This window comes from Paraburkholderia sp. J11-2, from assembly GCF_905220185.1.
Taxonomy (GTDB): Bacteria; Pseudomonadota; Gammaproteobacteria; order Burkholderiales; family Burkholderiaceae; genus Paraburkholderia.
Map to the genome: position 1 here is coordinate 39,041 of NZ_CAJMYY010000018.1, position 24,610 is coordinate 63,650.

Annotated in this window: 22 protein-coding genes; 14 read left to right on the forward strand and 8 right to left on the reverse strand. The window is 66.7% G+C overall.

Annotated elements, in window-relative coordinates:
- Positions 1–123: 123 nt before the first annotated feature.
- A complete protein-coding gene (locus tag U5A57_RS24330; RefSeq protein ID WP_321914196.1) occupies positions 124–1,671 on the reverse strand; it encodes a class I adenylate-forming enzyme family protein in 1,548 nt (515 codons plus the stop codon).
- A 265-nt stretch (positions 1,672–1,936) separates the two neighbouring features.
- Here U5A57_RS24330 and U5A57_RS24335 point away from each other — a divergent pair, with 265 nt between their 5' ends.
- Positions 1,937–2,854 (forward strand): LysR family transcriptional regulator, encoded by a 918-nt coding sequence (locus U5A57_RS24335; RefSeq protein WP_321914197.1) that lies wholly within the window; start codon positions 1,937–1,939, stop codon positions 2,852–2,854.
- A 153-nt stretch (positions 2,855–3,007) separates the two neighbouring features.
- Positions 3,008–3,757, forward strand: a complete 750-nt coding sequence (locus U5A57_RS24340) for an SDR family oxidoreductase (protein WP_321914198.1) — start codon at positions 3,008–3,010, stop codon at positions 3,755–3,757.
- 81 nt (positions 3,758–3,838) lie between these two features.
- Here the strand turns inward: U5A57_RS24340 and U5A57_RS24345 are convergent, their stop codons facing one another.
- Positions 3,839–5,041: an ammonium transporter gene (locus U5A57_RS24345; RefSeq protein WP_321914199.1), complete on the reverse strand. Its 1,203-nt coding sequence runs from the start codon at positions 5,039–5,041 to the stop codon at positions 3,839–3,841.
- A 429-nt stretch (positions 5,042–5,470) separates the two neighbouring features.
- Here U5A57_RS24345 and U5A57_RS24350 point away from each other — a divergent pair, with 429 nt between their 5' ends.
- Positions 5,471–7,231, forward strand: coding sequence for a sensor histidine kinase (locus U5A57_RS24350; protein WP_321914200.1), 1,761 nt, complete (start codon positions 5,471–5,473; stop codon positions 7,229–7,231).
- A 45-nt stretch (positions 7,232–7,276) separates the two neighbouring features.
- Here the strand turns inward: U5A57_RS24350 and U5A57_RS24355 are convergent, their stop codons facing one another.
- Both U5A57_RS24355 and U5A57_RS24360 read right to left on the reverse strand, forming a co-directional pair.
- Complete coding sequence (locus tag U5A57_RS24355) at positions 7,277–7,606, reverse strand: hypothetical protein (protein WP_321914201.1); 330 nt, start codon at positions 7,604–7,606, stop codon at positions 7,277–7,279.
- Between the two features lie 156 nt (positions 7,607–7,762).
- Positions 7,763–8,344 carry a DJ-1/PfpI family protein gene (locus U5A57_RS24360; RefSeq protein WP_321914202.1) on the reverse strand — a complete coding sequence of 194 codons (582 nt, stop codon included), beginning with the start codon at positions 8,342–8,344 and terminating at the stop codon, positions 7,763–7,765.
- A 59-nt stretch (positions 8,345–8,403) separates the two neighbouring features.
- Here U5A57_RS24360 and U5A57_RS24365 point away from each other — a divergent pair, with 59 nt between their 5' ends.
- The 5 genes from U5A57_RS24365 to U5A57_RS24385 all read left to right on the forward strand — a co-directional run bounded on the left by U5A57_RS24365 (position 8,404) and on the right by U5A57_RS24385 (position 13,420).
- Positions 8,404–8,940 carry a GNAT family N-acetyltransferase gene (locus tag U5A57_RS24365; protein WP_321914203.1) on the forward strand — a complete coding sequence of 179 codons (537 nt, stop codon included), beginning with the start codon at positions 8,404–8,406 and terminating at the stop codon, positions 8,938–8,940.
- Positions 8,937–9,413: a hypothetical protein gene (locus tag U5A57_RS24370; protein ID WP_321914204.1), complete on the forward strand. Its 477-nt coding sequence runs from the start codon at positions 8,937–8,939 to the stop codon at positions 9,411–9,413. The genes U5A57_RS24365 and U5A57_RS24370 overlap by 4 nt, the downstream gene beginning before the upstream one ends.
- A gap of 138 nt (positions 9,414–9,551) precedes the next feature.
- The gene (locus U5A57_RS24375) at positions 9,552–10,007 is read left to right on the forward strand and encodes an Rrf2 family transcriptional regulator (protein ID WP_321914205.1); all 456 of its coding nucleotides are present in this window, start codon (positions 9,552–9,554) and stop codon (positions 10,005–10,007) included.
- Positions 10,008–10,122: 115 nt separating this feature from the next.
- Entirely contained in the window at positions 10,123–10,767 is a 645-nt protein-coding gene (locus U5A57_RS24380; protein WP_321914206.1) for an NAD(P)-dependent oxidoreductase, read from the forward strand.
- A 118-nt stretch (positions 10,768–10,885) separates the two neighbouring features.
- A complete protein-coding gene (locus tag U5A57_RS24385) occupies positions 10,886–13,420 on the forward strand; it encodes a mechanosensitive ion channel domain-containing protein (RefSeq protein WP_415774655.1) in 2,535 nt (844 codons plus the stop codon).
- A gap of 23 nt (positions 13,421–13,443) precedes the next feature.
- Here the strand turns inward: U5A57_RS24385 and U5A57_RS24390 are convergent, their stop codons facing one another.
- Positions 13,444–14,697, reverse strand: a complete 1,254-nt coding sequence (locus tag U5A57_RS24390; RefSeq protein ID WP_321914207.1) for a CoA transferase — start codon at positions 14,695–14,697, stop codon at positions 13,444–13,446.
- 291 nt (positions 14,698–14,988) lie between these two features.
- On the opposite strand from U5A57_RS24390, the gene U5A57_RS24395 reads away from it, so the two are divergent.
- Genes U5A57_RS24395 through U5A57_RS24410 form a run of 4 tightly spaced genes read left to right on the forward strand, consistent with a single transcriptional unit; the run spans position 14,989 to position 19,599 of the window.
- Complete coding sequence (locus tag U5A57_RS24395) at positions 14,989–15,828, forward strand: IclR family transcriptional regulator (RefSeq protein ID WP_321914319.1); 840 nt, start codon at positions 14,989–14,991, stop codon at positions 15,826–15,828.
- A 44-nt stretch (positions 15,829–15,872) separates the two neighbouring features.
- Positions 15,873–17,063: an acyl-CoA dehydrogenase family protein gene (locus U5A57_RS24400; protein ID WP_321914208.1), complete on the forward strand. Its 1,191-nt coding sequence runs from the start codon at positions 15,873–15,875 to the stop codon at positions 17,061–17,063.
- A gap of 33 nt (positions 17,064–17,096) precedes the next feature.
- The gene (locus U5A57_RS24405) at positions 17,097–18,194 is read left to right on the forward strand and encodes a nitronate monooxygenase (protein ID WP_321914209.1); all 1,098 of its coding nucleotides are present in this window, start codon (positions 17,097–17,099) and stop codon (positions 18,192–18,194) included.
- 40 nt (positions 18,195–18,234) lie between these two features.
- A complete protein-coding gene (locus U5A57_RS24410) occupies positions 18,235–19,599 on the forward strand; it encodes an MFS transporter (RefSeq protein ID WP_321914210.1) in 1,365 nt (454 codons plus the stop codon).
- Here U5A57_RS24410 and U5A57_RS24415 read toward each other — a convergent pair.
- Positions 19,596–20,204 carry a cysteine dioxygenase family protein gene (locus tag U5A57_RS24415; RefSeq protein WP_321914211.1) on the reverse strand — a complete coding sequence of 203 codons (609 nt, stop codon included), beginning with the start codon at positions 20,202–20,204 and terminating at the stop codon, positions 19,596–19,598. The genes U5A57_RS24410 and U5A57_RS24415 overlap by 4 nt on opposite strands.
- A 125-nt stretch (positions 20,205–20,329) precedes the next feature.
- Here U5A57_RS24415 and U5A57_RS24420 point away from each other — a divergent pair, with 125 nt between their 5' ends.
- Complete coding sequence (locus tag U5A57_RS24420) at positions 20,330–20,791, forward strand: Lrp/AsnC family transcriptional regulator (RefSeq protein WP_133184185.1); 462 nt, start codon at positions 20,330–20,332, stop codon at positions 20,789–20,791.
- Between the two features lie 109 nt (positions 20,792–20,900).
- The gene (locus U5A57_RS24425) at positions 20,901–21,095 is read left to right on the forward strand and encodes a hypothetical protein (RefSeq protein ID WP_321914212.1); all 195 of its coding nucleotides are present in this window, start codon (positions 20,901–20,903) and stop codon (positions 21,093–21,095) included.
- Positions 21,096–21,115: 20 nt separating this feature from the next.
- Here U5A57_RS24425 and U5A57_RS24430 read toward each other — a convergent pair whose 3' ends face one another.
- Both U5A57_RS24430 and U5A57_RS24435 read right to left on the reverse strand, forming a co-directional pair.
- Entirely contained in the window at positions 21,116–23,629 is a 2,514-nt protein-coding gene (locus U5A57_RS24430; RefSeq protein ID WP_321914213.1) for an FUSC family protein, read from the reverse strand.
- Between the two features lie 108 nt (positions 23,630–23,737).
- The gene (locus U5A57_RS24435; protein ID WP_321914214.1) at positions 23,738–24,409 is read right to left on the reverse strand and encodes a VC0807 family protein; all 672 of its coding nucleotides are present in this window, start codon (positions 24,407–24,409) and stop codon (positions 23,738–23,740) included.
- Positions 24,410–24,610: the final 201 nt, after the last annotated feature.

The window sequence follows — 24,610 nt, forward strand, 5'->3', positions numbered from 1 at the left end:
AGGTTCTAGCACGGCCCTCGGAATGGCTAGAACTTTTCAAGGCGCCACGTGCAAACGTGGCGCTTTTTTTTCGCCCGATTTTCCCCGGCTGTCCCCAGCTGAAAACGGGCGATTCGCGGCCAATCAGGCGACCTCGCCGCTAAAGCGCTCGCGCAATTCGCGTTTGAGGACCTTGCCAATCGGGCTGCGCGGTAGCGCGTCCACAATCACGACGCCGGCGAGTCGTTGCATTTTCCCCAACTGCTCGTTGGCCCAGGCGGTAAGCGCTTCGGCCTCCCAGGTCGAGCCGCGCTGGAGGGTGACGAACGCAACCGGCGTTTCGCCCCAGCGTTGCGATGGCACGCCGACCACGGCAGATTCGACGACGTCGGGGTGCCGGTCGAGCACCTGTTCCAGATCGCTTGGATAGAGGTTGAATCCGCCGGAGATGATCATGTCCTTCTTGCGGTCCATCAAAACGAGGAAGCCGTCTTCGTCGAAACGGCCGACGTCTCCGGTGCGGATGAAGCGCCGGCCATCGCTGTCGTACCACTCGGCTTGCGCCGTCTTTTCGGGTTGCCGGTAGTAACCGGTCATCATCGCGGGAGAGCGCCCGACGATTTCGCCCGTTTCTCCGGCGGCGACCTCGCGCCCGTCGGCATCGATCAAGCGCATTTCATGACCGTTCAGCGGGCGGCCAACCGTGTGCAGCTTGTCGGGAAATTCGTCCGCACACAGCTCGCATGACGCGCCGCCTTCGGTCATGCCATAGAACTCGGTGAGCTTGCCGGGCCACCTGCGCAGGGCGTCCGCCTTGAGCCCGGCCGGGAACGGCGCACTCGTGCAGAACTTCGCGCGGAAACGCGATAGGTCGTAGCGATCGAAGTCGGGATGGGCGAGGATGCGCTGGTATTGCACGGGCACGAGCATGGTGTGCGTGACCTGTTCGCGCTGGGCAAGCTCCAGATATTGCCGCGCGTCGAATTTGGGCATGAGGACGACCGTCCCGCCGAGCGCCAGCGTCGGGAAGAAGCTCACTAGCGTGGTGTTCGAATAGAGGGGCGTTGCAATCAAGGTGACCGCGTCCGGGCCGTATCCGCGCTCGACGCTTCGCTGCGTGTAGGCGTAGCGCATGGCGTGCGACTGGACGATGCCCTTGGGCGCTCCTGTCGTGCCGGAGGAGTAAATGATGTTGAATGCCCACTCCGGCTGAATCTCCACGTGTGCGGGAATGGCCCCCACGGGCGCCAGCCAGGCGTCGTATTGCCCGGCCGCGCCGATCTTGACGACGCGCAGCGCGGGCGGCAACGCGACGCTCGACAACTGCTGGCAAACTGCGTCGTCGGCGAAGAGGATTTGCGCGCGCGAGTTCTCCAGCATGGCGACGAGGCTGTCCGGATGCGTGGAGGGAGACAGCGGCGCGACCGCGAGTCCCGCTCTGAGTGCGCCGAAGAATACCGCGGCGTACGGGATGGAGCTCGATGCGCAAATGGCAACGACGTCTTCGGGGGACAGTCCGTCACGCTGCAGCGCGGCGGCGCAGCGCTCGATCAGTGCCTGGAGTGCGGCGAACGTGACCGTTGCATCGTCGCAGACGATTGCCGCATGCTCACCACGTTCCTCCGCCCGTTGGCGAATCATGGCGGTCAGATCGACGAACGGCGTTTCGGGTGACGGAGACTTCACGGACATGGCCTCATACCTCACTGGAAAGATGTGCTCGCGATGGAATGATCCAGCTTGCTTGCCTACTGGTTTCCCTTCGGAGTGGCGCGGCTACGATCGATAGTTTGTGAACGCGCGTTCGATTCTCTGCCCGGCAAAGACGCTAAACAATGACAAATTTAGACCGTCAAGGCGACTTTGACAGTCTGCCCGCAGGACGGCGTCACGCAACCTCACTCCCGCCCCGTTTCTGCCGTACCATCGCCTGATCACCCGTTCGATGGAGCCGCACATGCTCTCCGAAGAGGAACTGGCGTTGCTCGACGCCATCCGCGAAACCGGCAGCCTGTCGCGTGCGGCAGCGCGTTTGAACAAGGCGCCATCCACGATTTCGCACGCCGCGCGCCAACTCGAAGCGCGCTTCGACGCGCTGCTCTTCGACCGCCGGCGCTACCGCCTGCAGCTTACGCCGGCCGGGCATCTGCTTGCCGAGGAGGCGAGCCGCCTGATGCAGGACGTCGCGCGCATGACGCAGCGCGTGAGGCAGGTTGCAAACGGCTGGGAGGACCGCCTGTGGATCGTCACCGACGAGATTCTCGAATTCGAACTGTTGATGCCGGTGGTGCGCGACTTCGACGCGCTGCAGTCCGGCGTCAAGCTGCGGTTCACGCATGAAGTGCTCTCCGGCACCTGGGAGGCCCTGCGCGACGGCCGTGCCGATCTGGTCGTCGGCGCAACCAACGAGCCGCCCTCCATCGACGGCCTGCACTGGTTCGAGCTGGGTGTGATGGAGTGGGTGTTCGCGGTGGCGCCGCGCCACCGGCTCGCGCGCGAGAAGGGGCCGCTCACGCGCGAGCGTATGCTGGCCGAGCGCGGCGTGGCGGTCGGCGATTCGGCGCGGCACGCGCCCGGTCGCGGCTACGGGCTGTTCGGCGCGCAGGAGGTGCTGGCGGTGCCGTCGATGCGCGCCAAGATCCTCGCGCAGCGCGAGGGCCTGGGCGTGGGCTGGGTGCCGCGGCAGCGCGCGGCGAAGCTGATCGAGCGTGGCGAACTCGTCGAGAAGGCCACGGCGAACCCGCGCGAGCCGAACGTGCTGTACGTGGCGTGGCGCGGCGAACACGTGGGGCGCGCGCTGCAATGGTGGATCGACCGGCTGCGCGAGCCGCGTCTTGCAAAGCGCCTCGTGGAGGGCGTTGCGGTCACGGGTTGAAGCCGGCCGTCTGCAGGTTCGGCCGCACGTCCGGTGCGAACGTTCGATGCCTTCGAACGTTTGCGCCAGGACTGTCGTACGGCAGGCGCCGCGCCGGCCGGCAAGATGACATCACAGTCTCAGATCGGGACTATCCCTCTCAAGGAGAACGTCATGAACCGCTTTGCCAACAAAACTGTCCTCGTCACCGGCGGAACCAGCGGCATCGGGCTCGCTGCAGCGCTTGCCTATGCCGCCGAAGGCGCGCATGTCATCGTCACCGGCCGCGATGAAGCCGGGCTCGAAGCCGCGCGCCTCGCACTCGGCCCGAACGCCCACGCCTGGCGCAACGACGCGGCCTCACTCACCGGCGCACGCGAACTGGCTGCCGCCGTGCGCGACGCGGGCCTGCGCCTCGACGCGGTGTTCATCAATGCGGGCGTGGCGAAGCTCGCGCCGTTCGAGCAAGTGGACGAAGCGCTGTGGGATGTCACCTTCGACACCAACGTGAAGGGCGCGTACTTCCAGATCCAGGCGCTCTTGCCGGTGCTCAACGACGGCGCGGCCATCGTGCTCAACGGTTCGATCAACGCGCATATCGGCATGCCCACCTCGTCGGTGTATGCGGCGAGCAAGGCTGCGCTGATCTCGTTTGCGAAGACGCTCTCGGCCGAACTGCTGCCGCGCGGCATTCGCGTGAACGTGGTGAGCCCCGGGCCCGTGAAGACGCCGCTCTACAACAAGTTCGGCATGGACGCCGCCGCGCTCGCGGCGGCTGAGGAATCGATCCGCGCGCTGGTGCCGCTCAAGCGCTTCGCGACCGTGGAGGAGATTGCCTCGACCGTGCTGCATTTGAGCGCCGCCGAATCGGCCTTCATGATCGGCACCGAAGTGATCGTCGCCGGTGGCATGGGCCAGCTTTGACACTCGCTTGAGTGTGGCGTACGGCGTGCGGGCGGCGGGGCGCCGCCCGCGCGAGGCTCGCGTTGGTGTGTCGCGCGGCGTTCAGGAAACCGTTTCGCGCTCCGGCGTGGCCGTGATCTTGTGGATCGACAGGTCGGTGCCGTTGAATTCCTCTTCGCGATCGATGCGCAGCCCAACGAGCTTGCGAAGCAGCCCGTACACCACGAGGCCGCCGAGGAAGGCGATCACGATGCCCGCAATCGTGCCGACGATCTGCGCGCCGAGCGAGACGCCGCCGAGCCCGCCCAGCCAGCGCTGGCCGAAAATACCCGCGGCGATGCCGCCCCACGCGCCGCACAGGCCGTGCAGCGGCCACACGCCGAGCACGTCGTCGATGCGCCAGCGGTTCTGCACGCAGGTGAACATATAGACGAACAGGGCGCCCGCCACCGCGCCCGTCACGAGCGCGCCGAGCGGATGCATGACGTCCGAGCCCGCACACACGGCCACGAGCCCCGCGAGCGGCCCGTTGTAGGTGAAGCCCGGATCGTTGCGGCCCGCGAACCAGGCGGCGAGCGTGCCGCCCACCATCGCCATGAGCGAGTTGACGGCGACGAGACCGCTGATCTTGTCGATGGTCTGCGCGCTCATCACGTTAAAGCCGAACCAGCCCACCGCGAGCACCCACGCGCCGAGCGCGAGAAACGGAATGTTCGAGGGCGGGTGCGCGGCGATGCGGCCGTCGCGCGTATAGCGGCCGTGGCGCGGCCCGAGCAGCAGCACGGCCGGCAGCGCGATCCAGCCGCCGAACGCGTGGACGACCACGGAGCCCGCGAAGTCATGGAACGGCACGCCGAACACGTGCGTCATCGCATCTTCGAAACCGAGGCGGTTGTTCCACACCATGCCCTCGAAAAACGGGTAGAGGAAGCCGACGATCACGAAGGTCGCGAACAGTTGCGGATTGAACTTCGAGCGCTCCGCGATGCCCCCCGACACGATCGCCGGAATCGCCGCCGCGAAGGTGAGCAGGAAGAAGAAGCGCACGAGCGCATAGCCGTTGTGCTCGGCGAGCACGTCGGCGTGCGAGAAGAACTGCACGCCGTAGGCGAGCGTATAGCCGATGAAGAAGTAGGCGATCGTCGAAATCGAGAAATCGACGAGGATTTTGACGAGCGCATTGACCTGATTCTTCTTGCGCACGGTGCCGAGTTCGAGAAACGCGAACCCTGCGTGCATGGCGAGCACCATGGCGGCGCCTAGCAGCAGAAATAGCGTGTCGGTGCCGGTCTTGAGATTGTCCATCTGACGTACCCAGTTTGCCCAAAATGGGCGCATACACAGCAAGATGTGGGCCAGCTTCAGCGCCAAACTGGTGAATTCGCGGTCGTAATGGGCGTCAAGCCGGTGCGACTGTGCACCGATGCGGGAAAAATATGCACGCCGGGGGCATTGAACTGGGTGCTGGAATCCAGGGCACATACAGCTTGTTTCGCACAATCTCAGGGCCTGCGCGCAAAGGTGGGGAAAGCGCGCGCCAGAATAGGGCGATTGATTCGATTTTCCTTTCTATATCAATGAATTGTCGGCAAATCGAAATAATCTGACGTTTTCGTGGCCGGGCAAACTTCGACGCTCTTGGGACTCACTTGGGACGCACATAGGGCGCAAACGCCGACATAATGGCCGGATTGCCACCTCTCGCACGTCCGGTCGCCCGGTACCCGCCACGCAATGCGCCTTACGACCAAAGGGCTTCTGCTGATCGCGATTCCCGCCGTATTCGAGCTGAGCTTGCTGTCGGCCATCGTGAAGGCCGAGGCCGACGCCGCCGCGGCAGAGCGCTGGGGGCAGCACAGCCAGGCCGTGCTGGCGCAGGCTTCGCGTGTGCTCGAACCGGTCCTGGTCGAGTCGGTGAAGCTGCGCGGCGCCGTGGCGGCCAACGACACGAATTACGCGACACCCGTTTCGATGTGGATGGAGGTGGATCGCCGCATCGACCGGCTCGTCGATCTCGCCTCCGACAATCCCACACAGGTCGAGCGCGCCGTGCAGATTCGCCACGCCGTGCAGAACTATCGCCAATGGTCGGACCGCGTACAGGACCTCCTGCGCTCGGGCCGCCGTGCCGACCTCGCGGAGCGCTTTCGCGCGCTCATGGCCGCCGACGTGCTCGACCGCGTGCGCACGCAGATCGTCTCGTTCCAGACCGAGGAGCGCCGCCTCGACGTGTTTCGCGTTTCCGCCGCCGAAGCGGCACGCGCCCAGCAGCAGACGCTCGTGTTGACGGCCGTGCTCGGCTCGATCGTGCTGGTCGCAATTGCGGTGTGGGTTTTTACGCGCGGGGTGCGCGGGCGGCTCGATGCGCTTTCCGACAACGCGAACCGGCTGGCCGCGAACGAGCCGCTTGCGCCGCTCACGGCGGGCAGCGACGAAATCGCCGAGCTCGACCTCACGCTGCACCAGATCAGCCAGCGCCTGATCGAAGCCGAGCGGCTGCGCCTCGGCTTTCAGGCCGACCTTGCGCGGCGCGCGGACCAGCTTGCGCGCATCAACGAAAACCTGCGCCAGCAAACTCAGGAAAACGAGATGTTCATCCACGGCGTGTCGCACGATCTGCGCGCGCCGCTCGTGAACCTGCAGGGCTTCTCGCGCGAGCTCATTCATGCGTGCGACGACCTGCGCAAGCGCATCGCGAAGTCGTCGCTCGCACCGCAGGCACGCGCGCGCATCGAGCGGACCATCGACGAGGACATCGGCGAGGCGTTGCGCTATCTGCAAACGGCCGTGCTGCGCGCGTCGCACATCATCGACGCGCTGCTGCGGCTCGCCCGCGTGGGACGCGTGGAATACCGCCGGCAGCGCGTGAGCGTGCAAGAGCTGGTGCAGCGCGTGGTCGATGCGATGCACGCCTCGATCCGCGCGCGCGGCGCGCAGGTGAGCGTGCAGACACTGCCCGATGTCTGGGGTGACCCTACGGCGCTGGAGCAGGTGTTCGCAAACCTGATCGGCAATGCGCTCAACTATCTCGATCCGGCGCGCGACGGGCGCGTCGAGATCGGCACCGCGCATGCGCCGCCGGGCGTCGAGTCACTGCAGATTTTTTATGTGCGCGACAACGGGCTCGGTATTCCCGAGGTGGGCTTGCCGCGGCTCTTTCAGGCGTTCCAGCGCATGCACGGCAATGTTGCGCCGGGCGAGGGCATTGGGCTCGCGCTCGTGCGCCGCGTGGTGGAGCGGCATGGCGGGCGCGTGTGGGTGGAGTCGACGGAAGGCGAGGGTACGACGTTTTATCTGACGCTGCCCGACGCGCTTGCCGTCGCGCCGCCTTTGCCCGGCGACGCCGAACAGATCATCAGCGCACTCGAACGCGCCGAGCGTTCGGAAGGGGCGCTGGGTGGCGTTGGAGGCTATGGCGCGAGCGATAACGCGGGTGGCGCTAACGCGAAAGGCGGCATTCGAAACGAATTGCGCACGGCGCCCGGAGCGGCGTAGCGACCACCGGCAGGCGCTTAGGCACCGTAGACGCTCGCTATGCGCTCAGCACGTGCCGAAGATGCGGCGTGGCTTGAGCAGGCGGCTCGCGCGAAACGACCAGAGGACGCCCACGCCCGCGAGCGCCAGCGCCGTGGCCAGCATCGTGTGAGGATTCGTGACGATGCCGAACGGCACGCTGAGCGGCAAGACGAAGCTGCGGTCGAGCATGAGCAGCGCGGCCCACAGCGCAAACGCCCCTTGCAGGAGCAGACGCGTGCCGTGCACGTGGCGCGCCCGGTCGGTCAGGCTGCCTTTGCGGCCGCCATGCCTGCAAAAAAAGAGGATCGCCGCCAGGGCGATCGCGAGTATCACTAGCCAGTCCGTCAGATCCACGACACGCACTCCGTACTCCAGAATAACTGGCGGTTATTCTGGCCAGCGGCACGGTGCGGTGAAATCAGACCAGTCTGAATTGGTGGTCGGCGCGCGCCGCGCCTCGTGAAAGGCGGGCGCGACGCGCGAGCGGATCAGCGCTCGGTCAAAGCTCGATCAAGGCTCGATGCGCGTACCGAGGAGCGCGAGGAACTGGCGCAGCCATTCGGGATGGGCTGGCCAAGCCGGCGCGGTGACGAAGGGGGCGTCCGTCACCGCGCTGTCGATGGCGATCTCGGCATACTCGCCGCCCGCGAGCCGCACCTCGGGCGCGCAGGCCGGGTAAGCGGAAATGCGCTTGCCGCGGATCACCTCGGCCGCGGCGAGCAGCTGGGCCGCATGGCAGATCGCCGCGATCGGCTTGTTCGAGTGGGCGAAGTGACGCACCATCTCGATCACCTTCGGGTCGAGGCGCAGGTATTCGGGCGCACGCCCCCCAGCGATGGCGAGGGCGTCGTAGCTGGCGGCGTCGATTTCGTCGAAGGTCGCGTTGAGCGCGAACTGGTGCCCCGGCTTTTCGGTATAGGTCTGGTCACCCTCGAAATCGTGGATCGCGGTCTTGATGCGCTCGCCGGCCTTCTTGCCGGGGCACACGGCGTCGACGCGGTGCCCGACCGCTTGCAGCGCCTGAAATGGCACCATCGTTTCATAGTCTTCGGCAAAATCGCCGGTGAGGAACAGGATCTTCTTGACGGCCATCGTTTGTCTCCAGAGGTGGACGGTGGAACAGATCGTGCGCGAGGGCAGTCTACTCCATCATGTTTGACGATTTCGCAAAGCATGGCGAAGCGCGGCACCTTCAGCCATCCATCGACTGGCGGCGCTACGCGCCGGGCCGCGACGCGCCCGCGCTCGCCGCGTTGTTTCGCGCGTCCGTGACCACGCTTGCGGCCACGCGCTACGACGCGGCGCAGCGCGTGGCGTGGGCCGCGACGGCGGACGACCTTGCAGACTTCGACGCGCGCCTCGCGCGCGGCGTAACGCTGGTGGCGCAGTGTGACGGAGCGGCTGTTGCGTTCGGGCAGCTCTTTCCGCTCGATCATATCGAGATGCTCTACGTCGCGCCGGCGTGGTCGCGCCGCGGGCTCGCGACGGCGTTGCTGGCGCGGCTCGAGGCACTCGCGCGCGAGGCGCGCTCGACGGTGTTGAGCGCCGACGCGAGCGCGGTGTCGCGGCCTGTTTTCGAGCGCGCAGGTTTTTCGTTGATTTCGTCAGAATCGGTGTGGCGCGACGGCGTATCATTGCCGCGTTTTCATCTATGCAAGCCGCTTCATGCGGCGAATTTTTCAGGATGACCATGTTTTCGAAGGTTTCGACGCAAAGGCTGACGCTTGCCTCCCTACTCGTGTGCGCGGCGCTCGCTGCAGGCTGTAACAAGCAGGACGCTTCCACGCCCGATCTGAGCAAGCAGTCCGCCGACGCCGCGAAGCAGGCCGCGCAGGACGCCGCGAACCAGGCTGCGCAGCAGGCGGCGCAAGCGCTCGGCAAGGCCGCGAGCTACGTGAACCAGCAACTCGGTGCGGCGCAGCAGAAGCTCGATTCGGCGGCGTCGCAAGGTCAGCAGGCGAGCGCATCCACGGCCGAGCTGGCTTCCGCGGCACAGGGCCAGTTGCGCGGCGCGGCTAGCACGGCGCAAGCCTTGCTCGGGCAGGCCGCCGCGACCACCGGCACCGGCTTGACGAATGCGGGGCACTCGTTGCAACGCTGGGCGAGCAACGCCGCCGAGGCCGCATCGGCGCCGGGGCAGGCATCGGATGCCGCGAAGTAAGGCCGCAGCCGTGCACGCTGCGGCTGTCCGGTTGACGCTACGGATTAATGTAATTATGATGGTTACACTTTTTGGTGCGCGCGGTCCGCTACCGGGCTTTAATGCGTTCGCGCGCCGCTCAGCAGTGGCAGGTTCGCCGTGAATACGAGTAGCCGTTTCGCCTTCGCCGTGCATGTGCTCGCGCTGCTTGCGCAGCAAGAGGGCGTGCCGTTGTCGTCGGAAATCATCGCGGGCAGCGTGAACACGAATCCCGCGCTCATTCGCAGGCTGCTGTCGATGCTGGCCAGCGCGGGCCTCACGGCGTCGCAACTGGGCGCGGGCGGTGGCGCGCTGCTCGCACGCGAGCCGCAGGCGATCACGCTGCTCGACGTCTACCATGCGGTCGACGACGCGCAGTTGTTCGCCATGCACCGCGAGGAGCCGAACCCGGCTTGCCTTGTCGGGCGCCATATCCAGCAGACGCTGCGCGGCGTGATCGACGACGCACAGCGGGCCATGGAGGCGTCGCTCGCCACCCGCACGCTGGCGGACGTCGTCGACGATATGACGCGCAACGAGCGCAAGCTCGAACGCGCGCGAGCACGGCGGGCATGAGCGGGCTTTAGCGCGTGGCGCGCTGCCAGATTCACCAGCGGGGCATTGCCCCGTTTTTTCACCCCTTAAATGTAACTTTGTTAGTTACATAAATACGGAAAACAGGAGTCAGTTCATGAGCAAGACGCTGAAAATCGCCCTCTTTGGCGCAACGGGCATGGTCGGTTCGCGCATCGCCGCCGAAGCGGCGCGCCGCGGCCACCAGGTGAGCGCGCTGGTGCGTCAGCCCGAGCGTGTGGCAGCCGCGCCGAACGTTCACGCTGCGAAGGCCGATCTGCTCGACGCGGCGAGCGTTGCCGCGGCCGTGCGCGGCCATGACGTGGTCGCAAGCGCCTACGCGCCGCCCAAAGAGCAGCTCGGCGATCTGCTGCTCGCGAGCCGGGCTCTCGTCGACGGCGTGCGCGCGGCGGGGCTCAAGCGTCTCGTGGTGGTGGGCGGCGCCGGTTCGCTGGAAGTGGCGCCGGGCAAGCAGCTTGTCGATACCGAAGGCTTCCCGGACGCCTACAAGGCGATCGCGCTCGCCCACCGCGAGGCGTTTGACTACTACCGCACGGTGAGCGACATCGACTGGACGTTCTTCGCGCCGGCCGCCATCATCGCCCCCGGCGAGCGCACGGGCGCGTTCCGCACGGGCGCCAGCACGCTGATCGCCGATGCGAAGGGTGAAAGCCGGATCTCGGCTGAGGATTACGCAATCGCCTTCGTCGACGAGCTGGAGCAGGGCCGCTTCATTCGTCAGATCGCAACGGTGGCCTACTGAGGCGCGAAGCGGCGCGACCTTCGCGCCGGCAAACTCGCTGACAAACTGTTACGCACGCGCGAGGCGCGGTCAGGCGGAGTGCGGCTAAACTGGAACGTCCTGTTTTTGACCCTCCGCCATGAATCCCTGCATCGGACGCGATGGCGCGGGCGCCGGGCCGTCGCGCGTGCGCTTCGGTGCGGCGGATCGTGCACTACTTTCGCGCACCGCGTCGCCGCGCCCATCCGTGCGCGGTTGCCTTCGCGCGCTGATGCTCCTCGTGTGCCTCGCGGCGTGCCTGGCCATGCCGATGCGGGCCGCCGCCCAGGCGGCTGCGGCGCCTGTGCTGCCCGTGCTCAAGAGCATCATCACCGGCGCGCCGGCCGCTGCTTCGGGCGCGTCGGCAGCCGAAGCGGCTTCGGCGCCTTCACCGGCAAGCCAGGCCGAGTTCACACGCTCGCTCGACAGCGTCATCGCCACGCTCGACAACGAGCGCCAGCGCACCGCGCTCCTCAACCAGCTCAAGAAACTGCGCAGCGCGTCGGAAAACGTGGCGCCCGCGCCTGCTTCGGGCGCGGCGGCGACCTCGGGGCTGCTAGGCGCGATCGCCTCGGGTCTGGCCTCGGTGGAGGCGGACGCGCGCCGCGGCCGCAGTCCGTTTCACTACTGGGCAGGGCGCTTCAGGGCAGCAGGCATCGAGCTGTATGACATCGCTTCGGGCGGAGCGGGGCAAAGCCTCGGCCGCGTCGTGTTCGATCTGTTCGCCATGCTCGCCGGATGGGGCGCATGCGCGGCCGTGCTGCGCTGGATCGAGCGGCGCCTGCTTAGGCGTTTCGATGTGGATACCGGCCTGCGGCCCGATCCGCGCACCATCGATCTGCTGATTTTCGTCGTGCATCGCGCGGCGCCGTGGATCGTGGCGTTCGTCGGCGCGCTCGTGGTCGAGCGCTCGATGCCGGATGCGCTCGGGCGCACGCTCGCCCTCGTGATCGCCTACGCGATCGTCGCGGGCGCGGTGTTCTCGTCGATCTGCCTGATCATGTTTTCGCTGTTTGGCTCGGGGCACCGGCGCGCGGCCGTGCGCGTTCTGATCGCGCGCTCGCGGCGGCTGCTCTTCGCAATCGGCGTGCTGGCCGCACTCGGCGACGCCGCGACCAATTTCGAGGTCGCGCGCCAGTTGGGCGTGAACCTGGCCGCGCTCGTGAGCACCGCGGCGAACATGGCGGCCGCGGCGCTGACGGTCGTATTCGCTATCGCATTCCGGCGCCCGGTCGCGCATCTGATCCGCAACCGCAGCTATACGCTGCGCCACGGACACAAGGCGCTCACCGAAGTCCTGGACGTGCTCGCCTCGCTCTGGCAACTGCCGATGCTGCTGCTCGCGGGCGCCTCGATCGTCGCCACGTTCGGCGGCATCGGCAGCCGCGACGACGTGCTGCAGATCTCCGTGGTCTCCGCGCTCCTGCTCGTGCTCGCCTTCTTCCTCTCGGCCGTCGTGCTGCGCATTACGCGCCCGAACCCGGCGCGCGTGCGGCGGCGCTCGCCGTATCTGCGCCGCCTGCTGCGCTTCGCCGGCACGCTGCTCGTCGTGTTCATCTGGTTCGCGTATTTCGAGTCGTGCGCGCGCCTCTGGGACATCTCGCTTGCCGCCATCATCGAGGCGAGCGTGGCCGCGCGCGGCATCGCGCATGCCATTTTCGCGATCGTGTCGACGGTGTTTCTCTCGTGGCTCGTCTGGATCACGGTCGATACCGCGATTCTCGAAGCGCTCAACCCGACCGGCCCGCGCACCAAGGGCCGCGCGCCCAGCACGCGCGCGCGCACCATGCTGCCGCTCGTGCGCAACGCCGTGCTCGTGACGATTCTCACCATCACCGGCATCGTGACCGCGGCCAATCTCGGCATCAACGTGACGCCGCTGCTCGCCGGTGCGGGCGTGATCGGGCTTGCCATCGGCTTCGGCGCGCAGTCGCTCGTGGCCGATCTCATCACGGGTCTCTTCATCATCATCGAGGAGACGATCTCGGTGGGCGACTGGATCGACATCGACAACGGTCATGCGGGCACGGTCGAGCATCTGTCGATCCGCACCGTGCGGCTGCGCGACGGGCAGGGCGCGATCCACGCCATTCCGTTCTCGCAGATCAAGATCGTGAAGAACCTCTCGCGCGATTTCGCGTTTGCGGTATTCGAAGTGCGGGTGCCGTTCTCGGTCGATCTCGATACGGTCACGCGCATGATTCGCGAGACAGGCGCCGAACTCGTGGCCGACTTCCGCTATCGCCGCGAGATTCTCGGGCCGGTAGAGGTGTGGGGCCTCGACCGCTTCGACCCGAACTGGATGGTCGTGAAAGGCCAGATCAAGACGCGCCCGCTGCAGCAGTGGAGCGTGGCGCGTGCGTTCAATGCGCGCCTGAAGCGCCACATGGACGAAGCGGGCATCGAGATGCCGGTGCCGCAGATGCAGGTGCACATGTCCTCGCGCAGCGGCGATGTCGAGGAGCCGCGTGTTGAGCCGCACGACGCGGCGCACGATCATCCGCATGCGCCTGGCGCGCGCGCGGCCGGCGGCGTGGCGCGCGACGCTTCGCACGAGCCGCGGCCCGCGCCGCCGCCGACCGCGGGCCCCGAGGGCGCGCCGCCGCAGATTCCCACGGCCGGCGGCCGCGGCTGAACGCCGGCGCCGCTCAGGCCAACTCAAATCACCTTGGCGCGCCGCAGTTGCGCGAGCGCTTCGGCGCTCAGCCCCAATGCGCCATACACCGCCTCGTTGTGCTCGCCGAGCGCCGGGCCGCTGCGCGGCACGCCGGCAGGCCGACCCTTCACGCGCGGCACCACGCACGGCGCCGGCACCGAACCGAGATCCGCGTCAGGCAGGCGGATGATCGTCTCGCGCGCGATGAAATGCGGGTCAGCGGCGATGTCGTCGATGGTGTAGATCTTCGTGTGCGGCACGCCTGCTTCGGTCAGGCGGTCGGTGAGCAGTGCGAAGGGAAGTGCCGCGAATGCCTTCTCGAGACGCGCGTCGAGTTCCGCCGCATGCGCGACGCGGTTCACGTTGTCGACGAAGCGCGCATCGTCGGGCACGTCGTGAAGCTCTAGCGCCGCGCACAGTCGCCGGAAGATCGGTTGCGACGACGCCACGAGCGAGAACCTCTCACCGTCGGCGCTGCGATACATGTTCGAGGGCGCGGTATAGGTCGCGCGGTTGCCATGGTGGCCGCGCACGAGGCCAAGCTGTTCACGCTCCACGGCGAGCGGCTCCAGCATGCGAAAGAGCGCCTCAGTGGCCGAGAGATCGATTTCCACGCCGCGCGCCGCCGGGTCCGAGCGCATGCGCACCATCTCCGCGGCAATCGAAAAGGCGGCGAAGAGGCCCGCGACCGTGTCGCCCATCGGGAAATTCATGTGCAGCGGCGCGCCGTTCGTTTCGCCGGTCAGTTGCGTGAGGCCGCTCATGGCTTCGAAGATGCGCGCGAAGCCGCCGCGTTGACGGTACGGCCCGGTCTGGCCGAAGCCGGTCAGGCGCAGCACGACCAGGCGCGGATTGGCCGCGTGCAGCGTCTCGAAGTCGAGGCCCCATTCCTCCAGTTTGCCCGCGCGGAAGTTCTCGACGAGCACATCCGCCTGTGCCGCGAGCCGCAGCAGCAGCGCGCGCCCCTCGGCCTTGCGCACATCGAGCGTGATGCCGCGCTTGCCGCGGTTCGTCACTTTCCAGTAGAGCGAAATATCGTCCTTGACGGGCTGTAGCTTGCGCAGCGCGTCGCTGCCGTCGGGCAGTTCGATTTTCGTGACATCGGCGCCGAGATCGGCGCACAGCGTGGCGCCGAACGGACCGGCCACGACGGTTGAGAGGTCGAGAATGCGCACGCCGGCGAGAGGGCCCTGTTGGCCTTGTGGCGTGCCTTCCGGTGCGCCAGTGGCGGTGGCGAGAGTGCTGTTCGCGAGCATCGTGTCTCCTCGTGCCGAGTGGGAATGGTCTGCCCGCAACACTAGGCGAGAGCGCCGGTTCCGTTCAACTGGCGTACCGCAGAGCGAAACACTATGCTGAATTTCTTGACCCCCGGAAGGCGTTTATCGACCATGAGTTCGTCACATTCCAAACCGTCTCGCCGCCAGACTCCGCAGATGCAATCGCCTACGCCATCCGTTACCGAAAGCCGCGCCGCGCCCTCCAGCAGCGCGCGGCGCCGCGCGAGCCGGCTCGACGCCGCTCACATGCGTGGCGAGGGCGGCGCGCAAATGTCACACGCCGGCGAGCCGCTTTTACCCGCGCCGCCCGACGCCGAATCGACCGATCGCCAGTTCGCGATCAACCTCGCGCGCGGCCTGCAAGTGCTGCGCGCGTTCACGCCGGCCGAGCCGATGCTCGGCAACCGCGAACTGGCCGACCGCACAGGGCTGCCCAAGGCCACCATCTCGCGGCTCACTTACACGCTGACGCTGCTCGGCTACTTGAACCGCAGCGAAAAATACCAGCGCTATCGGCTCGGCGCTGGCGTGCTGACACTGGGCTATCCGATGCTCGCTGCCATGCAGATTCGGCAGATCGCGCGGCCTTACATGGAAAAGCTCGCGCGCGAAACGCGCTGCTCTGTGAACCTCGGCATGCGCGACCGCCTCAGCGTGGTGTATGTCGATAGCTGCCGCCCGGGCCGCGACAACAGCGCGCAACCCGACATCGGCAGCACGCGGCCGCTCCTGGCCACCTCGATCGGGCGCGCGCTCCTCATCGCCGAAAGCGCGAAGGAGCGCCAGGCTGTGCTGAACCGCCTGCGCCTCGACGACCCCGAACGCTATGCGGCCGACCAGCCGCAGTGGGAAGCCGACCAGGCTGCCTTCGCGTCGCGCGGCTACACGCTGAGCCGCGGCGACTGGATTCGCGATATCCACGCGATCGCTGTGCCGGTGCGCCAACCGCCCGACGACGAACGCATCGCGCTCAATTGCACGATCGTGAGCCGCCGTCTCGCCGACGACTGGATCGAGCGCACGGTCGCGCCGCTCTTGCTCGAAGCGGCGCTGCGCATCGAGCGCGCATGCGGGGTGACGGATGCGAGCGCGGCGGCGGGCCCGCCCTGATACCGCACCGGAAACGAACTCAACTCAAACTGGATGGAGACACGATGATTCGCGACGCCGCACGCCTGAACCGCCTGCTCACGCAGCTTTATGGCTTCGTGCAGGAAGAGTGCATTCCGCTCGAGGCGCAGATCGACCGTACCGACGTACTGCCCGAAGCGCTCGTCGCGCGCATGCGCGAACTGGGTCTTTTTGGCCATAGCATTCCTGAAGCGTATGGCGGCGCGGGCCTCACGACGGAAGAACTCGCGTGCGTGAACATGGTGGTTTCCCAGGCCGCGCCCACCTTCCGCGCGCGCTTCGGCGGCAATACCGGCATTGGTTCTGAGGCGCTCATCGCGGACGGCACCGTAGAGCAGAAGCGGCGCTACCTGCCGCGCCTCGCGAGCGGGGAAATCACGGGCTGTTTCGCGCTGACCGAGCCCGACGCGGGCTCCGACGCCACCGCGCTCACCACCACGGCGCGCCGCGACGGCAACGACTACGTACTCGATGGCAGCAAGCGCTACATCACGAATGCGCCGATCGCCGATCTGTTCACCGTGTTCGCACGCACGAATGCGGACGATCCCGGCGCAGGCGGCTTATCTGCATTCCTGATCGAACGCGGTACACCGGGACTGACGACCTCCGAGGGCTATCGCATGATGGGGCAGCGGGGTTCTCCCGTGGGCGAAGTGCATTTGCAGAACTGCCGCGTGAGCGCGTCGGCCGTGCTTGGCGGCGAGCCCGGGCGCGGCTTCAAGAGCGCAATGAAGGCGCTCAACAAGCAGCGCATCAATCTGGCGGGGCTGTGCGTGGGGCCGGCGATCCGCCTGCTCGACGAGATGCTTGCGCATGCGAAGGCGCGCGAACAGTTCGGCAAGCCGATCGCCGAATTTCAGCTCGTGCAGCAGCTCATCGCGCAAAGCAACACCGATATTCACGCGGCGCGCGCACTCGTGCTTCAGACGGCCCGCGCACGGGACCGTGGCGAGGACGTGACGATGGCGGCTTCCATGTGCAAGCTGTTTGCATCGGAAATGTGCGGACGCGTGGCCGATCGCGCGGTGCAGGTTTATGGTGGCGCGGGTTATATCGCCGATAACCCCGTCGAGCGGCTCTACCGCGATGTGCGCCTGTTCCGGCTCTACGAGGGCACGTCGCAAATCCACGAGATCAACATTGCGAAGCAGACGCTGCGCGCGCCGTTGCACGACGTACGCCATCACCAGCTGCATCAGAGCGCCGAATAAGCGCGGCGCAACGAGCCCCACGGGAGACGCCTCATGGTTCGACTCGGTCCCACTGCCATTTGCCGCGCACTCGGCGCGCGCTATCCGGTCTTCGGTTTCTCGCATTCGCCCGATGTGATCGTCGCGCTCGCCGAAGCCGGCGGCTTTGGCGTGCTGGGTCTCGCGCGCGAGATGCCGGACGACATTGCGCCGATCATCGCCCAGGTCGAGAGAAGACTCGCAGGCAAGCCGTACGGCATCGACCTGATGCTGCCCGCCGGTGTGCCTGAACATGCCGATATCGGCAACGTGCGCGCTGCGCTGCCACCTGCGCACATCGAATTCGTCGCGGCATTGCGCGAGCGCTTCGGGCTCGACGCTCCCACACGGCCGAGCTTCTTCACGACGCAGGTGCGCAGCGAGGCGCTTTTCAACGCGCAGATCGAAGCCGTGCTCGCTTCGAAGGCGTGCGCCGTGGCGACGGCGATCGGCATCCGGCCCGACCTGATCTCGCGCGCGAAAGCCGCGGGCAAGTATACGATCTCGCTCGTCGGCTCGCCGCGCCATGCGCAGAAGGCGCTCGCGCTCGGTGTGGATGCGCTCGTCGCGCAGGGCGCGGACGCGGGCGGTCACACCGGCCCGATCGGCACCTTCTCGCTCGTGCCGCAAATCGTCGCCGTGGCGGCGGGGCGGCCCGTGCTCGCGGCAGGCGGCATCGGCACCGGCGCGCAGGTGGCCGCCTCGCTCGCAATGGGCGCGCAAGGGGCGTGGCTCGGCACGCTATGGCTCGCCGCGCGAGAGAACCACACGCCGCCCGCGCTGCTGCAACGTCTCATCGAAGCGAGGAGCGACGACACGCTCGTCACGCGCGCGCACAGCGGCAAGCCGTGCCGCGTCGTGCGCAGCGCCTGGATCGACGCGTGGCAGGCGAGCGACGCGCCCGCGCCGCTGCCCATGCCGCAGCAGCAGGCGCTCACGGGCGGCGACTTCAGCGCGATGCACGAGTACGACCGCGCGGACCTGATCTACGAGGCGACGGGACAAAGCGTCTTTGCAATCGATGCGCCCACAACGGTCGCCGCGCAAATGGCCACGCTGATCGCGGATGCCAACGCGGCGCTTGCGGCGCTAGAAGCGGCGATGGCCGATTGAAGCCATGGTGCTCATATAAAACGATGACACGGAGACGACAATGAATGCAAAGGCATCAGGCGGATCGATACGCGCGTGGCTGATCGTCGCCATGCTGTTCCTGTTCATGGTGATCAATTTCGCCGACAAAGCGGTGTTTGGCCTGGCGGCCGTACCGATGATGCGCGACCTGAATCTCAGCCCGCGCGAATTCGGGCTGGTCGGCAGCAGTTTTTTCCTGCTGTTCTCGCTCTCGGGCATCGGCTTCGGGTTCGTCGCGAACCGCGTGCAGAGCAAATGGCTGCTCGCGCTGCTGGCGGTGGTGTGGAGCGCGGTCCAGTTTCCGCTCGTGACCGCGAGCGTGACGCTGCCCATGCTGATTGCCTCGCGCGTGCTGCTCGGGGTTGGCGAGGGCCCGGCGTTTCCGCTCGCGCAGCACGCCTGCTACAAGTGGTTCGACAATGCGCACCGCAATGTGCCTAACACCATCGTGCAGCAGGGCGCGAGTGCGGGCCTCATGCTCGCGGGGCCGATCCTTTCGTACCTCATCGTGCGCTACGACTGGCACATGGCGTTCTTCGCGCTGGGGATCGTCGGCCTCGTGTGGACGGCGCTGTGGCTCGTGATCGGCCGCGACGGCCCAGTGGGCGCGGCGAGCCACGCAACGGGCGTGGCGCACGACGGCGCGGGCGAAACGATCGCCTATCGCCACCTGTTGCTCAACCGCACGTTCATGGGCGTGCTCTTCATCTACTTCGTCGAGTACGCCGTCATTTCGCTCGCGTTCACGTGGTTTCCGGTTTATCTGCGGTTGGGTCTGGGCTATGCGCCCATCGTGACTGGGTGGCTCTTTTCGAGCATCGTCGGCTCGTTCATTCCGGTGACGCTGCTGCTCGCGTGGGTCTCGCAGCGGCTCATTCGCAAGGGTGTCAGTTCGCGTCTGGCGCGCGGCGCGATGGTGAGCGGCTTCGCCATGCTCGGCGGCGTGCTGTTCCTCGCGACATCGAGCGGCCTGAGTCCCGCGCTCAAGGTGGCCTGCCTCGCAATAGGCGGCGCGCTGAGCCAGCTCGTCTTTTCGTTCGGACCGCTGATGATCAGCGATATCGTCTCGGTCAGGCAACGCGGCGCGCTGCTCGGCATCAACAGCTCGATCGGCACGCTCGCCGGCCTGATCGCGCCGGCGCTGATGGGCGGCATCGTGCAGGCCAATCATGGCAATCCGGCGCTCGGCTACGAGCACGGTTTTATCGTGGTGGGTGCGCTGCTGCTCGCGAGCGGCGCGCTCGGTCTCGTACTGCTGAACCCGGAACAATCGCGCCAGCGCATTCTCGAAGCGGCCCGGCGGGATGCGGCGCAGTCCCCGGTCAACGAGGGCATCCAGCAGCGCGCCATGGCGCCTTCGATGGATATGGGGCGCGCGCCTTAACGCGCGAGCGCGGTTTCACACGCGAGCGGCAGCACGTCGTTGACCTGCGTGGCGATATGCTCGGCCGCGACGCCGTAGACATGCAGCGAAACGGCCTGTGCAGCGCTGCCGTTGGACAGCCGGTGGATGCTGGTGCGTCCGCGTCCGCCGAACGAGACCGCGCCGCTTGCGCGCGGATGCGAGCGAACCACTTCGGCGCCCTGGCGCACATCGTCCCACTTGTAGAGCGTTTCGGTCAGCGTGCCGTCGAGCACGGCGTAGCCGCACCAGGTGTGATGCGCGTGGATCGGGCTTGCCTGGCCCGGCTGCCAGACGAGCGCCGCCACCGTGTAGCGGCCGCGGCTGTCGGTTGCGATGACGTGACGTTGGTACCTGTCGGCGCTGCCTTCGCGCTGCGCGCTCGTCACGAGCGCCGGGTCGCCGAGCGCAAGCGTGAGCGCCGCGCGCATGCCGCGCGCGAAGCGTGCGCAGCGCGACGGGTCGGCAGGGGTGGCGCAGGCGTCGAAGGCCGCATCGAGCGCGGCGGTGAAGCGCGCGACGGCCGCGGCGTGCTGCTCCGCGGTGTGGAAGGCGCTCAGCAGGGCGAATTCGGCAGGGGCGTTCATGGCGTGTTTTTCCTCCGTTTCCTATAGGAAGATTTATAGCCGTTCGCGCCTAGAAAGAGTTTTCCTATTTTTCCCTCGTTTACCCATCGTGTAGAATAAATTTCTACACATCGGGGAGTGCGGAAATGGATCTCATCGACAGAAAGCTGGTTGAGCTGCTGCAGCAGGACGCGACCATGCCGGTTGCCGAATTGGCGCAGCGCGTCAATCTTTCGCAAACGCCGTGCTGGAAGCGCGTTCAGCGCCTGAAGGAAACGGGGGTGATCCGCGCGCAGGTCGCGCTGTGCGACCCGCGCAAGCTCGGCGTGGGGACGACGGTGTTCGTCGCCGTGCGCACCAACCAGCACACCGAGGCATGGGCGCAGACCTTCACGCGCGCCGTGCAGGAGATTCCCGAGATCGTCGAGGCGTATCGCATGAGCGGGGAGACCGACTACCTGCTGCGCATCGTGGTGTCCGATATCGACGATTTCGACCGCGTGTACAAGCAGCTCATTCGCGCCGTGCCGCTATTCGATGTGAGTTCGAGCTTCGCGATGGAGCAGCTCAAGTACTCGACGGCGCTGCCTGTGCGCAGTGGGGCGTAGCGGTAAATAGCGGCGCGCAATGCCTCGTGGCGCAAGCCGTCTGCAAGGCATGGCGGCGTAGAATGCCCGTTGCCGTCATCCAATTCCAATTCGAGGCTGGGCACGACCGATGAACGAACCGCGCAAGAATAACCCCACCTTTGGCGTTGCCGTGCTCATCGTAGCGGTAGTTGTGTTCGTGATCGGCACCGTGCTGTTCAATGCGCTGAAAAGCAAGCGCGAGTACGAAGAGACCATGGGCGCCAGCGCGGCCCATGCGTCCGCCAGCACGGCCGCTTCGCAAGCCAGCGGCTCGACGCAGTGACGCGCCGGGCCGAGCGCTTGTTATTCCTCCGGTAGCCGGATAATGCTCGCGTCCCGGCGAATGAGCCAGGACGCCGCGATCATCTGCTTGCATTGATGCGCGAGCAGCTTGAGCTCCTGCGCGAGTTCCGCCGTGGCGCCGAGCGAGCGCTCGGCTTCCACCACCATCGTATCGAGCTCGCGCGTGAGCTGCTTCGTGATGTCGGTTTGATCGAGGGGCGCGGGCGCGCCCGCCTCGGCGGCGACGAGGTTTTCGCGCACGGATGAAAGCGCGCGCTCGAGCGCATCGAGTTTGACCTCTGGCTGGTCGGGGCGCGCCGTGCTGCGCAGCAGCGGGGCGGTGGCCGTGATCTGCGAGGCGAGCACGTGGCTGCGCACGAGCAGGTCGTTGAGCTCGGGCACGAACTTCTGCGCGGCCTTCGGTTCGAGCATCATGCGTTGGAACGCCTGGCCGAGATTCGCAAACGCCACATGCACGTTCTTGCGCGCGAGGCGGTAGCGGAAGTCGCGCGCGAGCGACGGCGCTGCCGCGGCTGCGCTCGAAGTGGTTTGTGCGGACTGCGCAGTGGCTTTCGCGCCCACCGCCGACACCGGCGAGCCGGCAGCGGCGGCCGTAGGCGAATCGCTGACGGTCGCGGCGGCGAGCGCTTCGTCAACGACGCTCGCTGCGTTCGCAGAAGCGCTTGCCGTTGCGCTCACGCCGCCCGAGTCCGCTGCAATCGTCATCGCAGGCGCGTCATACGCCGGCTTATGGGCCGACATGCGCGCGCCTGCCTCGCTCACCGCGGCCCCCGCGAACGCCGGCTGCGGCGCGCTGGTGCGTCCGCTCCACCACCAGCTTGCCTCGAGATAGCTGCGTGTCGCCGCGATCATGTCGTGCACGAGCTTGCCCATCAGACGGTATTCCCAGTACGGGAACAGATGGCTCGCGGCAATGGCGATCATGCAGCCCACCACCGTGTCGATCGCGCGCTCGCCGATGATGCGCATGCTGCCCGGCGCGAGCAGATGGAACATCAGCAGCACATAGGCCGACGTGAACACGACGCTCGCCGTGTAGTTGAAGAGCAGGAGGCTGTAGCTCATCACCATCGCCGCGAACATCGAGACGAGCAGCACGAGCGGCTGCTTCACGAGCAGGATCAGCGCAATGCTCGCGAGACAGCCGATCAGCGTGCCGACGATACGCTGCGCGTTGCGCTGGCGCGTGAGCGAATAGCCCGGCTTCAGAATGATGATGCTCGTCATCACGATCCAGTAGGCGTTGGTGAGCGGCAATAGCCGCCCGAGCCAGAACCCCACCGCCACGGCGATCGTCACGCGCAGCGCGTGGCGAAAGCTCGGCGAGGCCATCGTGAGATTCGAGAAAATCTGCAGCCAGGACACGCGACGGTTCGTGACGAAGCGTGCGAGCGCCTCGTCGACGCGCACCTCGGTCTCGGTCGTCGGCACCTCGCTCGCCAGACTGCGGCGCATGCGGTCGATCAGGCGTGTGGCGCTCCAGATGCGCCGGAACGACGCCGAGATTGCCGCGTAGGCCTCCGGGTCGGTCGCGGCCAGGTCGCGCTTTTTCAGCAGCTCGAGCTCGTATTCGATGGCGCGCAGCTCGGCCTTCACGTTCACGCTCGCGCGCGGCGCTTCGTTTTGCAGCACCGCGAGGCCGATGTCTTCGAGATCGGCGGCGGCCTTGCGGATCAGGTCGCGGTAGAACACGAGCAGGTCCGAGCCGCCGAAGGTGTTGCGCACGAGCGGGTAGTCGGTGTGCGCGCCCACGAACAACTCATGCAGATCGACCGTGTTGATGAACAGGTTGAAGTGCATGGCGCGCCGCGCATCGATCTTGCCGGCCCTGAGTTTGGGCAGATTGCGCAGCACGATGTCGCGCGCCGCGTCCTGGCGCTCGACGGCGGCGATCTGCTTCGCGACGAGGTTGCGGTAGCACTCGTCGAGATCGTTGTCGAGGTCGAAGAACTGGGCGCGCGCGAGCAGATAGTCGGCGCAGGCGAACACGCTCTCGGCAAGCGCTTGCTGCTCGATGCGATCGAGCATCAGATGGCTGATCAAGGTCGACCACGCCGTGTACCAGAGGCCGCCCAGCAGGATCCACAGCGCATTGACGAGCGCGAGATGGGGCGTGAAGTGCTCTTCGAGCGTCATCACCATCATGAAGAGGGTGGCGAAGCTGATCTGCGGCCAGCGGTTGCCGTAGACCACGATCAGCGAAAGCACGAAGGTGAGCGGGACTACCGTGGCCCATAGCGCGATGGGACTGAAGGTGGCGAGGCCGGTCGCGTAAGCGGAGAGAAACCCGATCACGCTGCACGCGAGCATTTCGTTGCGCTTGTATTTCAGCGGTCCCGGCATGTCGACCACGCACGCGCCGAGCGCGCCGGTCGAGATGGTGAAGCCCAGCTCGCTCTTGTGAAAGACGAACAGGCACAGGACGGCCGGAAGCGAGATGCCGATCGCGATGCGCAGGCCGCCGTAAAAGTACTGGCTATAGAGGAATTTCCTGATTTCTACGGAGTAGCGCATCGACTGCCGGGAAGTTCGAGAGCGGACGGTACGCCGCGGACTGTGGCGCTGAGTCTAACGTATTTCGGGCACGATCTGACCGCCGATGCGTGCCCGACCGGGTGTCATTCAGTCCACGCTCAGCGACGTTGTGTTTGTGGTCGCGGCGGCGTCGCCGAGCAGGCCGTGCGTGCCGTGAATGCGCCGCATGCGCGTGCGATACCAGAAGGTCCAGGCCATCAGGCCGCCGAACACGCCATAGCCGATGATCGGCGAGACGACGAGAAAGCGCTCGATTGGCCAGGTGGCGGCCAGATAAGTGCGCAGCGCGGAGTCGAGACATAGCCCGAAGCCCCAGATGAACGTAAGCAGCCGCATGGCCGAGACGAAGCTTGCGTTCTCGTTCCAGAGCTGTTCGAGCCGCGCGACGCCCTCGCGAGTCTCGCGCGCGACCGTCGCTCGCGTGAGATAGAACACGAGCGGGCGCTTCGCCAGTAGCGAGATCAGGAACGCGGCGCCGATTGCGCCTGAGGCGAGGCACTCGCGCATCAACAGAACACGCGGACTGCCGCCGAACGCCACGGCAAGGAGCGAGAGCACGATGCCGAGCAGTATGACGGCCGAGAGTGCATCCACGCGCCGAAAGCGCACCAGTTCGACGATGCTCCAGGCAAGCGGCGGCGCGGCCGAGGCAATGAGGCCGCCGACTTCGCCCCAGTGCGGCTCGGCGAGACGATAGGCGACCCAGGGAAGCAGCAGGTTGACCGCCAGTTCGGCGACGAATGCTGGACGCAGCTTCATGGGGTGCGTGCTCCTGAAGGTTCTGCGGAGGCAATGACGCCAGTATGGTTCATGCGCCGCGCGGCAGCAAACCGGCTGCGCAGGCGCCCGACGGGGTGGCTGCATGTCGCATGCCCGTGGCAGAGGCCTGGCGCTTGCGCTGGGTTCATGGCGCGTACGTTTCGCGCTTGTGTCAACCTGGCCGCGCTGTGCGACACTGCC

Bases quoted from the DNA above. Each gene is read 5' to 3' on its own strand.
- U5A57_RS24330 (WP_321914196.1), bottom strand. From the start codon at position 1,671: ATGTCCGTGAAGTCTCCGTCACCCGAAACGCCGTTCGTCGATCTGACC.
- U5A57_RS24335 (WP_321914197.1), top strand. From the start codon at position 1,937: ATGCTCTCCGAAGAGGAACTGGCGTTGCTCGACGCCATCCGCGAAACC.
- U5A57_RS24340 (WP_321914198.1), top strand. From the start codon at position 3,008: ATGAACCGCTTTGCCAACAAAACTGTCCTCGTCACCGGCGGAACCAGC.
- U5A57_RS24345 (WP_321914199.1), bottom strand. From the start codon at position 5,041: ATGGACAATCTCAAGACCGGCACCGACACGCTATTTCTGCTGCTAGGC.
- U5A57_RS24350 (WP_321914200.1), top strand. From the start codon at position 5,471: ATGCGCCTTACGACCAAAGGGCTTCTGCTGATCGCGATTCCCGCCGTA.
- U5A57_RS24360 (WP_321914202.1), bottom strand. From the start codon at position 8,344: ATGGCCGTCAAGAAGATCCTGTTCCTCACCGGCGATTTTGCCGAAGAC.
- U5A57_RS24365 (WP_321914203.1), top strand. From the start codon at position 8,404: ATGTTTGACGATTTCGCAAAGCATGGCGAAGCGCGGCACCTTCAGCCA.
- U5A57_RS24370 (WP_321914204.1), top strand. From the start codon at position 8,937: ATGACCATGTTTTCGAAGGTTTCGACGCAAAGGCTGACGCTTGCCTCC.
- U5A57_RS24380 (WP_321914206.1), top strand. From the start codon at position 10,123: ATGAGCAAGACGCTGAAAATCGCCCTCTTTGGCGCAACGGGCATGGTC.
- U5A57_RS24385 (WP_415774655.1), top strand. From the start codon at position 10,886: ATGAATCCCTGCATCGGACGCGATGGCGCGGGCGCCGGGCCGTCGCGC.
- U5A57_RS24390 (WP_321914207.1), bottom strand. From the start codon at position 14,697: ATGCTCGCGAACAGCACTCTCGCCACCGCCACTGGCGCACCGGAAGGC.
- U5A57_RS24395 (WP_321914319.1), top strand. From the start codon at position 14,989: ATGTCACACGCCGGCGAGCCGCTTTTACCCGCGCCGCCCGACGCCGAA.
- U5A57_RS24400 (WP_321914208.1), top strand. From the start codon at position 15,873: ATGATTCGCGACGCCGCACGCCTGAACCGCCTGCTCACGCAGCTTTAT.
- U5A57_RS24405 (WP_321914209.1), top strand. From the start codon at position 17,097: ATGGTTCGACTCGGTCCCACTGCCATTTGCCGCGCACTCGGCGCGCGC.
- U5A57_RS24410 (WP_321914210.1), top strand. From the start codon at position 18,235: ATGAATGCAAAGGCATCAGGCGGATCGATACGCGCGTGGCTGATCGTC.
- U5A57_RS24415 (WP_321914211.1), bottom strand. From the start codon at position 20,204: ATGAACGCCCCTGCCGAATTCGCCCTGCTGAGCGCCTTCCACACCGCG.
- U5A57_RS24420 (WP_133184185.1), top strand. From the start codon at position 20,330: ATGGATCTCATCGACAGAAAGCTGGTTGAGCTGCTGCAGCAGGACGCG.
- U5A57_RS24425 (WP_321914212.1), top strand. From the start codon at position 20,901: ATGAACGAACCGCGCAAGAATAACCCCACCTTTGGCGTTGCCGTGCTC.
- U5A57_RS24430 (WP_321914213.1), bottom strand. From the start codon at position 23,629: ATGCGCTACTCCGTAGAAATCAGGAAATTCCTCTATAGCCAGTACTTT.
- U5A57_RS24435 (WP_321914214.1), bottom strand. From the start codon at position 24,409: ATGAAGCTGCGTCCAGCATTCGTCGCCGAACTGGCGGTCAACCTGCTG.